General features: G+C 54.4%; 11 protein-coding genes. 4 read left to right on the top strand and 7 right to left on the bottom strand.

Annotated features, from left to right (window positions below; all coding sequences use genetic code 11):
• The first annotated feature begins 7 nt into the window (after positions 1–7).
• Both IPM52_00305 and miaA read left to right on the top strand, forming a co-directional pair.
• Entirely contained in the window at positions 8–1477 is a 1470-nt protein-coding gene (locus IPM52_00305) for an HD domain-containing protein (GenBank protein ID MBK9290070.1), read from the top strand.
• On the top strand, positions 1474–2388 hold the full coding sequence (gene miaA / locus IPM52_00310; GenBank protein ID MBK9290071.1) for a tRNA (adenosine(37)-N6)-dimethylallyltransferase MiaA: 915 nt from the start codon (positions 1474–1476) through the stop codon (positions 2386–2388). The genes IPM52_00305 and miaA overlap by 4 nt, the downstream gene beginning before the upstream one ends.
• A gap of 2 nt (positions 2389–2390) precedes the next feature.
• Here the strand turns inward: miaA and IPM52_00315 are convergent, their stop codons facing one another.
• From IPM52_00315 to IPM52_00345, 7 genes are all read right to left on the bottom strand, one after another.
• The gene (locus tag IPM52_00315) at positions 2391–6212 is read right to left on the bottom strand and encodes a S8 family serine peptidase (GenBank protein MBK9290072.1); all 3822 of its coding nucleotides are present in this window, start codon (positions 6210–6212) and stop codon (positions 2391–2393) included.
• 84 nt (positions 6213–6296) lie between these two features.
• Positions 6297–7223, bottom strand: coding sequence for a helix-hairpin-helix domain-containing protein (locus IPM52_00320; protein MBK9290073.1), 927 nt, complete (start codon positions 7221–7223; stop codon positions 6297–6299).
• Positions 7224–7265: 42 nt separating this feature from the next.
• Positions 7266–8651: a sodium-dependent transporter gene (locus IPM52_00325; GenBank protein ID MBK9290074.1), complete on the bottom strand. Its 1386-nt coding sequence runs from the start codon at positions 8649–8651 to the stop codon at positions 7266–7268.
• A 24-nt stretch (positions 8652–8675) separates the two neighbouring features.
• A complete protein-coding gene (locus IPM52_00330) occupies positions 8676–9917 on the bottom strand; it encodes an ABC transporter permease (protein MBK9290075.1) in 1242 nt (413 codons plus the stop codon).
• Positions 9918–9927: 10 nt separating this feature from the next.
• Complete coding sequence (gene upp / locus IPM52_00335) at positions 9928–10581, bottom strand: uracil phosphoribosyltransferase (GenBank protein ID MBK9290076.1); 654 nt, start codon at positions 10579–10581, stop codon at positions 9928–9930.
• 203 nt (positions 10582–10784) lie between these two features.
• A complete protein-coding gene (locus tag IPM52_00340) occupies positions 10785–11744 on the bottom strand; it encodes a GNAT family N-acetyltransferase (GenBank protein MBK9290077.1) in 960 nt (319 codons plus the stop codon).
• Positions 11741–13177, bottom strand: coding sequence for a polysaccharide deacetylase family protein (locus IPM52_00345; GenBank protein MBK9290078.1), 1437 nt, complete (start codon positions 13175–13177; stop codon positions 11741–11743). The genes IPM52_00340 and IPM52_00345 overlap by 4 nt, the downstream gene beginning before the upstream one ends.
• A gap of 36 nt (positions 13178–13213) precedes the next feature.
• Here IPM52_00345 and IPM52_00350 point away from each other — a divergent pair, with 36 nt between their 5' ends.
• Positions 13214–14791: a DNA polymerase III subunit gamma/tau gene (locus IPM52_00350; protein MBK9290079.1), complete on the top strand. Its 1578-nt coding sequence runs from the start codon at positions 13214–13216 to the stop codon at positions 14789–14791.
• On the top strand, positions 14703–15041 hold the full coding sequence (locus tag IPM52_00355; protein MBK9290080.1) for a hypothetical protein: 339 nt from the start codon (positions 14703–14705) through the stop codon (positions 15039–15041). The genes IPM52_00350 and IPM52_00355 overlap by 89 nt, the downstream gene beginning before the upstream one ends.
• Positions 15042–15068 lie beyond the last annotated feature (27 nt).

Genomic DNA, 15068 nt, shown 5'->3' on the forward strand with positions numbered 1-15068 from the left:
GTCGGAAATGGCCATGTATGTGCAGGAGCCACTATTCGGGGCAATATCCGAGGTGGCCGGCCAAACCCCTGTATATGTCATCGGGGGGTATGTGAGGGATTGCCTGCTCGGCAGACCTTCGAAAGATGTGGATATTGTGGTGGTTGGCGATGGCCTGGAGTTTGCCCGCAAAGTAGCCTCCCGCCTGGGCAACACTACAGATGCCAGGTTCTACGGACAGTTTGGCACAGCCATGGTCCGCTGGGGCGACTGGGTGGTCGAATTCGTAGGTGCCCGCAAGGAGTCGTATAAGCTTTACAGCCGCAAGCCCGATGTGCGTCCGGGAAGCCTCATGGACGATCTGAAGCGGCGCGACTTTACCATCAATGCCCTGGGAATCAGCCTGAACAGTTTCACCTACGGGCAGTTGCTCGATGCGTTCAACGGACTGGACGATCTGAATAAAGGTCTGATCCGTACGCCCCTCGACCCGGACATCACTTTCTCGGATGACCCGCTGCGGATGATGCGGGCAGTGCGCTTCGCTTCCCAGCTGGGCTTCCGCATCGACCAGGGCGCCCTGGATGCCATTGCGCGCAACAAGAACAGAATCCGGATCATCTCGCCCGAACGCATCACTGATGAGCTGAATAAGATTATCCTCAGCCCCAAACCCTCGGTCGGTTTTAAGCTGCTGTTCAAAACAGGCCTACTGCATGTGTTTTTTCCCCAGCTGGCTGCCCTGCAGGGTGTCGAAACGGTCAACGGCAAGAGTCATAAAGACAATTTTTACCATACCCTCGAGGTGCTCGACAACCTTTCCGCCACATCGGATGACCTCTGGCTGAGGTGGGCAGCCCTGTTGCACGACATCGCCAAACCCGCAACAAAGAAATTCGATCCGCAAACGGGCTGGACCTTTCACGGGCACGAATTCAAAGGGGCAAAAATGGTACCGGGCATCTTCAAGGCTTTCAGGCTGCCGCTGGGCGACCCAATGAAATTTGTGCAAAAGATGGTGCTGCTGCACCTGCGACCCATAGTGCTGGCGCAGGAAACGGTGACCGACAGCGCAGTACGCAGGCTGCTCTTCGATGCAGGCGACGACATCGACAAGCTTATGCTGCTTTGCCAGGCCGACATCACCACCAAAAACGAATTTAAGATACGCAAATACCGCGAAAACTTCGAGCTCGTCAAACAAAAGCTGGTCGAGATTGAAGCGCGCGACAGGATACGCAACTGGCAGCCACCGGTAAGCGGCGAGGTCATTATGCAGGCTTTCGGCCTCGGCCCGGGCAAGAAAATCGGCATCATCAAAAATGCCATTCGCGAGGCCATCCTCGATGGCATCATCGGCAATACTTTCGAGGAGGCAGTGGCGCTGATGAAGGAGGAAGGCAAAAAACTTGGCCTGAAGCTGGTGGCCGAACCCCAGCCCACCGAAGTAAAAAACAACGGGCCTGTACCCTTGCAGGGTAGTCCAGCAACGCCATGAATACCTCACCATTGCTGATCGTGTTGGCCGGACCGACGGCCTCGGGCAAAACAGAGCTGGCCATTCAGCTGGCAAAGCATTATGGCACCGAGATTGTTTCGGCCGACAGCCGCCAGTTTTACCGCGAGATGAAGATTGGCACGGCAGCGCCCGACGCCAGGCAGTTGCAACAGGTCGAACACCACCTGGTGGGGCACCTGAGCATTACCGACAGCTACGATGTGGCAGCCTATGAGCGCGATGCACTGCTTGTGCTGTCGCAACTCTTCGCGAAACACCGGGTTGTCATTCTGACAGGCGGCTCCGGACTTTTCATTGACGCAGTGTGCATGGGGCTGGACAACATGCCGGACGTTGCGCCCCAGATTCGTGCACGGGTAAGTCAGATGCTTGCCGATCAGGGTATTGCAGCCTTGCAGACAGAGCTTCAGGCTGTGGATCCGGAATATTATGCGCAGGTGGACCTTCAAAATCCGCGGCGGCTGCAGCGTGCACTCGAGGTGTATTACCAGACCGGCCGCCCATACAGCTTTTACAGAAAACGGCAAACCTTGCCCAGGCCTTTCACGTTCATTCGTTTCATCCTGAAGCCCGACCGCCTCGCGCTCATCAACCGCATTAACCTGAGGGTGGAGCACATGCTCGAACAAGGCCTGCTCGACGAAGTGCGGAAGCTCTATCCGTTCCGCCACCTCAACGCCCTCAATACGGTAGGATACAAGGAGCTGTTTGAATACCTGGATGGAAAAGTGAGCCTCGAAACTGCCGTCAACAACATCAAGACCCATACCCGGCAATATGCCAAACGCCAGATGACCTGGTTCAGACGAAACAAGGATGCCATCTGGCTCGAACAGGCCGACGCCATAACCATCATTAAAAAGGTGAACGAACAGTTGCTTCAGCCTTAATCTCAGAATATCAGCTTCTTGCGGGTAATGCCCTTTTTGCCTGCAACTTCCACAATCAGCAAACCTTTGGGCGCTTTAGGCTCTAAGCTCAGCGTCGGGCTGTTCGATTGTTGTTCCAGCAATATCCGGCCACCCGCATCCAGGAGACGGATTCTGAGGGTTTCGCCAGGCTTTGCATGATGGATATAAATGCGCTGGCCATAGTTCCATATTCTGGTTTCGGCATTTGCCGGCTCATCCAGATGTGTGATGCCGGTGAGATGCAGCATGAAGCGAAGGGCGGGATTTCCGGCATCGTGCGTAAAACTGTACGCAGCAGCCGAATCGGAAAGCTGATGTAAGCTGCCCGTGTGCAGGTCTTCCAGCAAAACCACATATTTATTCAACAAATCGCCTGATAGAAAAGAACTTAGCTCGTATTCGCCCGTGGTTTGTGATGCAAAGCTCACAGGTATCGCAAGCTGTTTGAAGCCGTCGTCAAAGGTGTTGATGCTCATCATCTGTCCGCTTTCGATCAGGCTGGCCAACTGGGGTGCAACAGCCTGCCCGGCAAGTTTTTCAGCATCATAATCAAAGTCGAAGCCGTCGGTGGCCCCGGCTAGGAACCTGATGATGGTTTCATCGCTGCCCTCACTGTTGGCTGTGCTCAGCCGGATTGTTTTGCCCGGCTGAGGGGGCTGCAGAAAAGGCGTGCTGTGGTGCAGGCGCACATCGTCGTTCATCTGCAGGCCTGCCGATGCGGCGGAGCTGCGCACAAAAAACGATTGTCCGGGAGCGATGTACTGCGTGCCGCCATTGGTACCTACACCTGAAATGTAGGTGGCATAGTTGCCTGTGTTCCTGTTCCAGATGTAGATGGCATTGTGCAGGTTGGTTTTTGTCCAGCCAGTGGCTGCATCCCAGTCAATGGCCGAAGGGTAGGGGTTGGGCACCAGGTTGTAGCGGTCGGCTGAGGTGGAGGCAACCAGGGTGCTGAAACTGCCGTTGTTCAACAGTCCGGCAAAGTTGAAGGTGATATTGCTGCCGGTGTACCAGATCATATACCCCCGGCTCACATCGAGGGGTGTGGTGGTGGAAGCTCCCAGACCAACCCAGCTGCCCGGATCGGCATCGAAGCGGAACAGATAGGAACCTGTGAAAAGGCCCGAAAGCGGATTGTTCGAAGTTGCCAGGGGCACCGACACGAGGTGGTATCGCGTGGCTGTGGCCAGGCTGCTGCCCGGCACATAGCGTTGTATAGTGGCATTCAGCGGATTATAGTGCAACAACGACCCGCTGCCGCTTGCGTTCGACTCAATTGTCAGCCCGCCGTTACCTGCACTGTTGTAAATGTGGGTCGTAGCGGTCAATGTACGTCCCTGTGGTACAATGAGTTTGTTGTTTCCTTCGATAATTATGTTTTTTACGCTGAGATTGTCAGCCAGAATCACCTTTCCTGCTACATGGACTGTTTCGGTGCTGCTGTATGTGGTGGGGTCGCTGCTGATGCTCAGTTGATCGAAATAGGGTTGGCGCTGATCGCCGCTTTTTAGGGCGGAGGCATAAAGCCTGACAGCATCCGGTGCACCTGAAACTGCGTGTACTACGTTATACGACTCACTCCCATCGCGGCCTGTACCCCATACCCTTAATTGTGTGGCGCTTTCCATCTTGAAGTTGAGGGTCATGGCGTTGGTGCCATAATAGTTGAACATCGGCGAGCCGTTGATGGTGATCAGGGCACTTCCACCCATGTTGATGTTGATAATTTCGGTGCCATTGCTAAACAGGCTGAGGCCTTTGTTGCCAATGCCCTCGCTGTCCCAGTTTACGCCCCATTTCAGGCTGAAGGTGGCGCCCACTGGAAGCGGACTGGCAAATTTGCGGTCGGCACGGGCATAATTGCCCGGATTGTCCGGATTGGCATATAGCCCGAAAGCGGTGCTGCTCATGCCCGAGATGCCGGCATCGGCGGGATTGCCGATATAAAATCCGGAGTATCCGCCCGGTGCATTCGCGTTCTCAAATTCCCATGCGCCAAAACCATCGCCCTGGTTGGAGCCATGTGTCCATGAGGTATAGTTGGAGGCCTGATCGGCGGCGCCCAGGATGGTTTTTTCATCAAGTGCCTGGTTGCCGCTTATGATGAGCGAAAATGCCTGGCTGCCACCGGTAAGTGTGCCTTTGTGACTCACTGTGAGCATGTAAATGGTGCCCGCAGGGGGCGAGCTCAGGTGGATCATTTCCACGTTGTCGCGGCTGTTGTCGCCTGTGGTAGCTGCCGCAGCCGGGCTGGCCGGGTTCAGGATGTAGGGAAAGTGCTGATTGCCAAATGCATCAGTTAACCTGATGTCCAGATCGTTCACCAGCATGGAGGTCGTGGGGTTAAGCGAGGCTGCAGGCGGGTTGCCCGGAAGGTCGGTCCAGCTGCAGGTGATGCGAAGCGGCTCGCTGCCGGTGGCCTGAAGGGGGATGCGGATGGTCTGGCTGTTGTTGAGCGTCAGCTCGCGGATGTGGGCGTTGTTGCCCGCATTGGCCTGCATGAGCTCGGCAGCTTTTTTCACATCGAGCATGCCCCAGCCAAAGCGGTAATCCGGACCTGGGGCGCCGCTTACCATATCGTCGGCCGTGTGAATGAGCAGTCCTTTGAGGGTTGCAGCGCGCAGGGGCGTACCGGGATGAAGGTTTTCCTGATGCTGCAGCAGCAAACCCACCGCACCGGATACCACCGGGCCGGCCATGGAGGTACCGTTGTAATACGCATAGGATGTATTGGAGGATGCCGTTGAAGAATAAACATTTACCCCTTTGGCCACGATATCGGGTTTGATCCGGCCGTCGTCCGTCGGCCCCCAGCCACTGAACGTACTCATCGCGCCTGCACTTGTTACCGCGCCCACAGTCAGCAAGTTTTTGGCCACAGCCGAATGCGAGATGCAATCGTATCCGCTCGTGCCTCCATCCAGGCTGCGGGTGGCAGTGCTCGATTGCCAGGTGTAACCCATTGAGGGGTCCATAAAATAGTGTGGAGCAGCAGGGGCGGGGCCTTCGCCACGGTCGTTGCCGGCCGATTTCACGATCAGGTAATAGGGTGCATTGTGGGCAATCTGGTCCCAGTCGTGGGCCTGATCGCTATAAAAACCCCAATAATAATCCTCCGAAGCACTCACAACGGCATCGCCAAACCAATGCCAGCCTGAGTTGCCCGAAAAGGTACCTTGCGCCCAGCCGGTAACATAGCCGTAAGAGTGTTGCGACACACGCAGTCCGCCGGCAGCCGCCGTAGCCATTTCGGTTTCATCGCTGTTCCAGTCGTAGGCTTTCAGCTGTGCTGCAAACGACATTCCTTTGGCATTGGCGTCGGTTCCGGCAGCAGCCAGGGTGCCCGCCACGTGGGTGGCATGGTTGCTGAGTGAAGTTGCTCCATCCACCTGGGTGACCCTCGAAGAGCTGCCATCAAAAAATTCCTGATGGGTATGGCGCACTTTGCCTTCATCCCAGATGCCCAGGTTCACACCGCTGCCGTTCAGGTTAAATCCGGTAGAGCCGCCGGGCCAAACCTGATTGGCCTTGTGTGCCGTGGCTGCACCCAGGTTGTGGGTGATGAAGTAGAACGGCTTTCCATCCTGCACTTCCACCAGCTGCCACACACGGCCAGCCTCCTCCTGCCGGAGATTCAGTCCGGTGGCCTGCAGGTATGCATCCACACGGGTTTTTCTGGCCATATCTTTTACATTCAGTTGTTCGATGAGCACCTGGAGCTTGTCGCTGTCGGGCTGCTGGGCAGAAGCCGGAACATATCCGAGTGCCCATAGCAGTATGATGAAGATGAGAGTTCTACGCATGGCTCTGTTGTTTTATCCAAAAATAATACAATACCAGCGCCTTGGCTGCCGAAAGCCCGCAGATTAATACTTTGTTTACACTTTTCAGTCGAATTTCAGGTAGGGCTGCAAACGCGCAATATCTTCAGATTCGAATTGCGGCATCCCGCGCAGTTCTTCGGTGTTTCGGATGAATCCGCGGCGGTCGCGGTGGTTTACGATGGCTTTCACCTGTTCAAAATTCAGGTAAGGATGCCGGATCAATTCCCTGAAATCGAGGTAATTGATGCGCAGAGGTCGGATGTTGTTGCTGTTGAGGGTGAGCCAGGGGCGCATGGCTGCAAATTTCAGGCTGTCGATGCCTTTGACTTCCAGCAATTGTTCAAATTCCACATAGCCACCCAATGATTGTCTGTAGCGCACAATGCGATGGGCTGTCCATGGCCCTGAGCCGGGAAGTGCAGCCAGGGCGACAGAGTCGGCTTCGTTGAGCTCCACAATTGTGAGCGATGGTTTGACGGGTGCCGGGTCTGTTATTACGCTGGCCTGATCTTTTTCCCTGGTCTGAGGTGTCATACCACCAGATATCCTGATGTAGGGCGCCAGCTGTGCAAATTCTTGCTCACTGATGCTGAACAGTTTGCCAAAATCTTCCGCCGTTCTGAATCGTCCGCCCCTGGCACGGTAGTTCAGGACGTTTCTGACTTGCCCGGGTTTCAGGCCAAGCGCACTCAGGCTGTCCGCACCTGCAGTATTGGGGTCGAAAGGAAAAGGGGTAAGTGCGGCTCTATGGTCAGATACCTGATTTTCAATTTCATTCCGAAAGTTTCCGGTCGTATCTACCGGTTCGTTTGGCAGTGTTTTTGAAGCCAGCAGCAGGGCTTTGCTCAGGTCGGAAGGCGGTGGCGCAACAAATTGCGATGCAAAAAACCGGATGCTAACCACCACGAGGATAATTGCCGACAGTATCAGGATGGCCAATTGTTCGCGGCGGGTAAAACTCAACCAGAATTTCACAATGTTGTGCCACATGGTGTCCTGTCAGCTTATACCGGATAACTGCCGGAAGTCCGCTCAGAGGTCGCCTCCGCCAATGAATCCAAACAATCCTAATCCGTTGAGGAAAACCAATGCGATGGCAACAGGCGCGATAAACTTCACGATGAAAATGAACACCGGGAGGAACTTTGCTTTGATTTCGCCCTGGTTGTTCAGCTCGGAGGCTACCTCTTCAGGCCGGAGCTTCCAGCCCACAAAAACAACGATGAACAATCCGCCGAGGGGCAGCAGGATGTTGGCCGAGGTTTTGTCGAGCAGATCGAACAGACTCAGCCCGGCTATACTTATCTCGGGCAGGGGTCCCATGCTGAGTGTGGTGAATATGCCGAGGATGGTGATGGCAATGGTGGACACCACGGTAGCTTTTTTGCGTCCGAGCGCGAGTTCCTCTCCAAAATAGGCCACGGCCACCTCGAGCACAGAGATGGTTGAGGTCAGGGCTGCAATTGCCAGCAGCACGAAGAACACCAGCTCGAAAAATGTGCCTCCGGCCATCTGATCGAAAATCATCGGGAGGGTGATGAACACCAGGCTGGGGCCAGCCTCGGGGGTGATGTTGAAAGCAAAGACGGCTGGAAAAATGGCCAGACCAGCCAGCACGGCAATAGCGGTGTCGGCCAGGGATACCGAAATGGCAGTTTTTCCCAGGTGATCTGTTTTGCGGATGTAAGAACCATAGGTGATCAGTGTGCCCATACCAATGCTCAGCGAGAAAAAGGCTTGTCCGAGCGCCTGCAGCATCACCCCGGCGTTGATCTTGCTGAAATCGGGACGGAACAGGAAGCGCAGGCCTTCGGTAGCTCCGGGTAGGGTCATGCTGCGGATGCCCAGTCCGATGATGATGAGCAGCAGCAGGGGCATCATGATTTTGGTGGAGCGTTCGATGCCGTTTTTTACGCCTTTGAACACAATCCAGCCCGTTAAAAACATAAAGACTACCTGCCACATCACCGGTCGCCAGCCGCTGGCCACGAATGTGGAGAAGGTGTTTTCGAGGTCTTTTTTTTGCAGGTGGTCGAGTTTGTCGAAGATGGTCAGATAGAGGTATTCGAGCGTCCAGCCTGCTACGGTGGTGTAAAATGCCAGGATGGTAAAAGCAGCAGCCACGCCTATGAAACCCACTGCCGGCCAGGCCGAGTTCGGGGCCAGCTTGCGGAACGCACCCACCGGATTGGCCAGGGCTTTGCGCCCCACCACAAACTCCGAAAGCATGGCAGGCACACCAATCAGCAGCACAAAAGCCAGATAGGTAAGCAGAAAAGCTCCACCTCCGTTTTCACCGGCCACATAAGGGAACCTCCAAATGTTGCCCAGGCCCACTGCCGATCCTGCCGCAGCAGCTATTACGCCTATTTGCGAACCAAAGCTCTCGCGTGGACTGTTGTTGTCAAATCCTTGCATAGTGTTGCGTTTGGGTTTAATTACTTACTCGTATCTGAGCGACTCGATCGGATCAACAGCGGCGGCTTTGTTGGCCGGAATGGAACCTGATGCAAGCGCCACACCAAAGCAAAGCACGATAGCCAGCCCGATCCATACCCAGGGAATGATAAACGACGATCCGATGATGTACGATAAAATATTGCCGACAAGGATACCGGAGATGATGCCGACCAAACCTCCAATTTGTGCTATGATGATGGCTTCGATGAGAAATTGTTCGCGTATGGCCCTTCGGGTGGCGCCAATGGCTTTGCGAATGCCTATTTCCTGGGTGCGTTCGGTAACCGACACCAACATGATGTTCATCAGACCGATGGCTGCCCCAAACAGGGTGATCAGGCCGATAAAGGTAGCGCCAAGCCGCACGGTGCCGGTGAGGTTGAGCAGCATATTGGCAATGTTGTCGCTTTTTACAATGGTAAAGCTTTCTGGTTTGCCGGGGGGATCGTTGCGGATGATGCGAAACAGGCCTGTGGCTTCACCCAGGGCGGTTTCCATCTCGTCGGCCGTGCGCGCCCGCACGCTGATGGTGTGGTTCATGTTGGGCCGTGAAAAATACTGCCTCACATTGTTGATGGGCAGCAGGCAGTTGCGGTCGCCACTGAAACCGATGCTCGAGCCTTTCTCTTTCAGCACACCTACTACACGGTATTTTCCCGGCCCTACAGAAATAATCTGTCCGATGGGGTCTTCGTTGTTTTTGAAAAGGTCTTTGGCAATGGCGCTGCCGATTACTGCCACATGCGCCCCCTGAAATACCTCGCTTGCGGTGATGTTGCGTCCTTTTTCTATTTCGAAGCCTGAGTTATAAATATAGTTCTCGTCCACGCCCACAATCTGAATGTTGGGATTGGTCTTGTTTGCACCAAAACGCAGGGTGGCTGTACTGCTTCCGAAGGTAAACATGCTCACCGAAGCTGGCAGGCTGAACTCTTCCTTGAACCTGAGCGCCTCGCGGAAGGTGATGTTTTTGAACGACCTGGCATCGCTTCGTCTGCCTCCGATGTGCACATTCAGGTCGCGGTTGCGGATGTTGAAGGTGTTGGCCCCCATCATGGCAAAGTTTTCGTTCAGGTAAAACTTGATGGCATCGATGGCAGTGAGTATGCCCACAAGCGCCATGATGCCGAAGGCGATGATGGCTATGGTGAGCGTGGTTCGAAGCATATGGCTCCGGATCGACTCGATGGAGATGCGGATGTTTTCGGCCAGGTTCCTCTTCATGCTCAGGTGGTTAATCGCTTTTTTTGCCAAAGGCCAGATCACCAGCATCGCCCAGGCCGGGAACGATATATGCCTGGGCCGTGAGTTCGTCGTCAATGCCACCCACCCAGATGGTTAGGCTGGCAAGCGAAAAATGCCGCTTGATGTATTCGAGGCCTTCCACACTGGCGAGTGCCGAAACGATGTGGATGTGTCGGGGCGTCCCGATGGCAAGCATGCTTTTGAGTGTTTTGACCACCGAGGCCCCGGTGGCTAGCATGGGGTCGCTCAGGATGAGCACTTTGCCGGTAATGTCGGGCGAGGAAATGTATTCGACACGGATGTCGAAAGCTTCGTTTTTGTCGTACTTCCGGTATGCAGTGATGAAGGCATTGTCGGCCTTGTCGAAAAAGTTGAGCAAACCCTGGTGCAAAGGCAGGCCCGCCCGCAATATGGTGGCCAGAACGGGTTGATCTTTCATCAGTTGCATTTCGGCTACCCCAAGTGGCGTGGTCACTTCCACATGCTCGTATTCAAAGGTCTTGCTGATTTCGTATGCAAAAATCTCTCCTATGCGCTCCAGGTTGCGCCTGAACCGCATACGGTCGCTCTGGATTTCTGCATCGCGAAGCTCAGCAATAAACTGGTTGAAAACCGAATTGACTGCCCCAAGGTTTTTAATCATGGCTGTTTGATTAGGCGTGTGGGCAAATGTACGTTAATTTTAAAATGTGCACCCTCAGCAGGATGCTTATCAAGATTCGTTTTGGGGAATACCAATGTCCTGTCATAAACGCATTGTTTGCGCCCGGAATAACGATACACATTGCTGGTTGCGGATGACTTGTCATTCACGCTTGTCAGCCAACACATGCGCACAGCCCAGGTTCAACGGATGATTTCTCTGAATCTTTTAACGGCCTTCACCGGCCAGCGCAGGTACCAGGGCAGCCTGTTGAGGTGGATGCCCGGATAGGTGGTTGTCTGACCCCCGAAGCCAAGATAAAAACGCGCCAGCCCGGGCTGGTCGCTTCCTTCAAAATCGAGAATAAACTGACCGGGAGCGTGCTCGCGTATCACGCTGTCAATCAAATAGGTAAGTGCGTTCACCTCTTTACCGGCCAGGCTGGTGCCCGAAAACAAAAAGACGATCTTGCCATTGCTTTTCACAAACAGGGCGCCACTGAGCAACTGGTTGGTTTTGTCGTACACCCCAACCGAAATGGCTTGCCCGCGGTGCATGGCGGTGTAGGCCAATTGCAAAAAACGCCGGTACTCCCTGTCGTTCCAATGGCTGATGGTGCGTCCGCGGTTTTCCCGAAAGAGTGCGACAATCTGCTCAGGACGAACATTTTTGCTGATGCTGAGCCCTGCCTCAATGGCCTTCTTCAGGTTGCGTTTTGTGTTTGTTGAGTAGTTGCGGTAGATCCTGTCGTAGGTGTGAATCAGGTCGAGCTCAATGTTGGTATGTGTGCTGAGTCCATAGCCTTCGGCCGGCACCTTGTTGTGCTTGTTGAGCCTGATTTCGACCAGTTTGTAATGCGGCGGAATGGCATGCAGGAACCGCACAACTACTTCCTGGGTGAGGATGTGCCGCGAATAGATGCCCAGCTGTTGGGCAAAAAAGGGTTGAAAAAGATAGCTTACGCCCAGACGGGTGTTGCCGGTGAGCGGGAACACGCGTTCATAGTCACCTTCAACGAGGGCTTCCCAGTTTTTGTGCACAATATCAAGATACCACGACCAGCCGTACAGGTTGCCATTGAATGCTTCGCGCAGGCACTGGTCCCATTTGAGCTTGTCGATTTCGTCGTGTCTGAGGTAACGGATGGGCCTGATAGCTGTCATTGTGTAGCTTCTTCAATAATTTTTTCGTACACCATGCGCCAGCCTTTCCAGCGTTTCTGGTCGCTCAGGCTTTCGTTGTGCCACAGGGTAATGAGCTGGCCGCCATATGCCTTTACGGCACGCACAATCGGCAAGGCTTTGTCGAGGGCTGCTTCAGGGTCCAGGTTCAGATAGTCGCGCAGGGTGCCATCCATCATCATAAACGGATGGATCATCAGGTTAGTGGGCACGTCATGGTCGAGGTCGTAATAGGGAAACGGGATGCTGATGCCGGCCCTGAATCCGGGAGCTGAGGCATATCCCATGGTGTAATCGTCGGTGATGTCGAGGTCGATCAGGTTGTGGTAGGTCACAGGTAGCCTGAGACGGAGGTAATGCTGCCGGCTGAGCCGGACGGGTTGATGCAGCACAGCCGCAAGTCCGTTGATCTCGCTTTGCAGGCGCGCTTTGTCGTCGAAGGTGTGGTACGACGGATGGATGCCTGTTCGGGCATAGTCGGCCAGGCGCCGGATGAGCGAGGCGAAATTCCGGCTGGAAGTGGGGTTGTTTTTATCGTACCGCCCATAGGCAGCAAAAAGGAAAAAATAGATCGGCTGCAGGTCGAAGCGCTTTTGCAATTCCAACTGGTAATCGTAGGTGTCGTATGGGTCAGGTTCCTTGCCGCTCAGCACCCTGAGCCTCTGGCCGAAGTTTGCCACATCGCCTTTACCCAGGTCGGCAAGCGACGAAAACAGGGTTCTGTAGAATCCTTTATGCTTAAAAGCCCAGGCCACATCGATGTCGTAGGTGGGAACAAAACGGTAAGTAGGTTTTGCGGTACGAAGTCCCGGATAGCAGGTCTCAAGTCTGGATGCCAGCATATTAGCCCAGATATTGACCACCGGTTTGTCGAGCAGTCCCAGCTGATAAAGCACTGACGACCTGGCTTCGAACCTCCCGTGGGCATCGGCTGCAAAGGGCAGGTATTCTTCAAAACGGCTTACGATATAAAATGCGGCTGCAAAGGGGTCGAAAGGCAGGGCCGAGCCGGGGTGAAACACGGGAAATACCCCCTTAACATCCTCAAGCGCAAATGGTTGCAGGTCCTGCATGTGAATCTCCCTGCTGAAAAGCAAAGGAGCCGCTTTCTGAAAGAGGTGGTTGCCCAGTGGCTTATCGCCGTAAACCAGCACCGGCTGAGCGCTTTGTTCCGCAATGCCCGCATCGGTCACCAGGTTGTGCTTCAATCCGAGCAGCCTGCCAAGCACAAGATCGAAGGCGTAGATCAGCCTTTGGGTGATGCGCGGCACATGGACAATCAGCTCTGTCATGGAGCCCAAAGGTAAGCAAATTGGTTGTGAGGAAGTCAGCTGTGTGGCATCAGTTTGCAAGCTGTTGAATTGCAGCCCGAAATAGGTATTTTGTTGCTGCGACGGCCGCAACCAAGGGGGCATTTTACTACTTTTACCGTCCGCTTTAAGCTTAGCCTGATGGATCAATACATTGTTTCTGCGCGAAAATACCGGCCTGCCACTTTCGACATGGTTGTGGGGCAGGCTTCGATCACCTCTACCCTGAAAAATGCCATTCGTAACAATACCTTAGCCCAGGCATTTTTGTTCACGGGGCCAAGGGGTGTGGGCAAGACAACCTGCGCCCGCATCCTGGCTAAAACCATCAACTGTCTCAACCCCACGCCCAACCAGGAGCCCTGCGACCAGTGCGAATCGTGCATCTCGTTCCGCCAGTCGGCTTCGTTCAATATCCATGAGCTCGATGCTGCATCGAACAATTTGGTGGACGACATTCGCACCCTTGTGGAGCAGGTGCGCATTCCCCCGCAGGTGGGCAAATACAAGATTTACATCATCGACGAGGTGCACATGCTCACCCAGGCCGCCTTCAATGCGTTTCTTAAAACCCTGGAAGAACCGCCCTCATATGCCAAATTCATCCTGGCCACCACCGAAAAACACAAGATTATTCCCACCATCCTCTCGCGCTGTCAGATCTACGACTTCAAGCGCATCACCGTGGACGACATCTCTCGGCATCTGGCATATGTGGCTGAAAAAGAGGGTGTAAACATCGACGAGGATGCGCGCAACATCATTGCCCTCAAAGCCGATGGCGCCCTGCGTGATGCCCTCTCCATTTTCGACCAGATGGTGAGCTTCTCTGGTCGCAACATCACCTACCACGATGTGATCAGCAACCTGAACGTGCTCGACTTTGAGTACTATTTCCGTATGGTGGATTACCTGCTTCGGGCAGAGGTAAGCGGCATTCTGCTGATGCTCAACGAGGTCATTTTCAATGGCTTCGATCCCCAGCACTTTATGAACGGACTGGCATCGCATATGCGCAACCTGCTGGTGGCCTCGCGGCCCGAAACGGCTGCCTTGCTCGAGGTGTCGGAAACCTTGCGCGAACGTTACCGGCAGCAAGCCGCAGGATGTGATCCGAAGTTTCTGCTCAATGCCCTGGAAATCAGCAACGAGTGCGATGTAAACTATAGCAAGAGTTCCAACAAACGCCTGCTGGTCGAGCTCTCGCTGCTCAGAATGGCCTCAGCGGCAGGCAGAGAAAACGTTGTACCACCGCAAAAGATAAGTATTCCCGTACAACAGACTCCGCCCAGCCCGCGACCTGCGCCCTCGCCCCAGACTGCAACAACAAAAAAACCGGAGACCGCTGCACAATCAGGTCCGGCCTCCGCTCAGGCCGCCACCCCGGTGATTCCTCCCGCTGCTTCGGCCGCATCGCCTGCCGCTCCGTCCGTAGCTCCGCCCAAACCTGAATCAGGTTCCACCAGCGGCTACCAGTCGGCCACTGCCACACGCACAGTCAACGAACCCAAGCCATCCATCCCCTCGGGCATTCGTACCATGTCCATTTCCAGGCCTGCCAGCCAGTCGGTGAACCAAAAAGCAGAGCAACCCATTCGCAATGCCCCTTTCACCCAGGACGACCTGACAAATGCCTGGAAAAGCTTTTTGCGATTATTATTCCTCTGTTTCGCAGGCTTTTACGAATGCCGTCAGCGGACTCAAGCCCGAACTTGGTGAGGATTGGACAGTAAGGGTGAAAGTAAACAGCAAATACACCATTTCGGACAAACTCAACTGGAACGCTTTGCAGGAATACCTCTTCGATCGCCTCAACAACAACCAGTTTAAGCTGGTGCCCGAAGTTACCGATACGCCTGTAAGCCCGCCACAGCCCTTTACCGACAGGGAAAAATTTGAAAAAATGAAAGAAGACTATCCCTTCCTCACACAGCTGAGCTTCGACCTCGAGCTGGAGCCGGAGGCTTAGTTTCTCATCAAAAATATTCCGACACCA

The sequence above is a fragment of the Bacteroidota bacterium genome (genome assembly GCA_016715945.1).
Lineage (GTDB): Bacteria > Bacteroidota > Bacteroidia > Bacteroidales > F082 > JALNZU01.

What these genes read in the sequence shown, in the direction of transcription:
- IPM52_00305 (MBK9290070.1), top strand. Translation starts at nt 8, where the DNA reads ATGGCCATGTATGTGCAGGAGCCACTATTCGGGGCAATATCCGAGGTG.
- miaA (MBK9290071.1), top strand. Translation starts at nt 1,474, where the DNA reads ATGAATACCTCACCATTGCTGATCGTGTTGGCCGGACCGACGGCCTCG.
- IPM52_00315 (MBK9290072.1), bottom strand. Translation starts at nt 6,212, where the DNA reads ATGCGTAGAACTCTCATCTTCATCATACTGCTATGGGCACTCGGATAT.
- IPM52_00320 (MBK9290073.1), bottom strand. Translation starts at nt 7,223, where the DNA reads ATGTGGCACAACATTGTGAAATTCTGGTTGAGTTTTACCCGCCGCGAA.
- IPM52_00325 (MBK9290074.1), bottom strand. Translation starts at nt 8,651, where the DNA reads ATGCAAGGATTTGACAACAACAGTCCACGCGAGAGCTTTGGTTCGCAA.
- IPM52_00330 (MBK9290075.1), bottom strand. Translation starts at nt 9,917, where the DNA reads ATGAAGAGGAACCTGGCCGAAAACATCCGCATCTCCATCGAGTCGATC.
- upp (MBK9290076.1), bottom strand. Translation starts at nt 10,581, where the DNA reads ATGATTAAAAACCTTGGGGCAGTCAATTCGGTTTTCAACCAGTTTATT.
- IPM52_00340 (MBK9290077.1), bottom strand. Translation starts at nt 11,744, where the DNA reads ATGACAGCTATCAGGCCCATCCGTTACCTCAGACACGACGAAATCGAC.
- IPM52_00345 (MBK9290078.1), bottom strand. Translation starts at nt 13,177, where the DNA reads ATGCCCCCTTGGTTGCGGCCGTCGCAGCAACAAAATACCTATTTCGGG.
- IPM52_00350 (MBK9290079.1), top strand. Translation starts at nt 13,214, where the DNA reads ATGGATCAATACATTGTTTCTGCGCGAAAATACCGGCCTGCCACTTTC.
- IPM52_00355 (MBK9290080.1), top strand. Translation starts at nt 14,703, where the DNA reads ATGCCTGGAAAAGCTTTTTGCGATTATTATTCCTCTGTTTCGCAGGCT.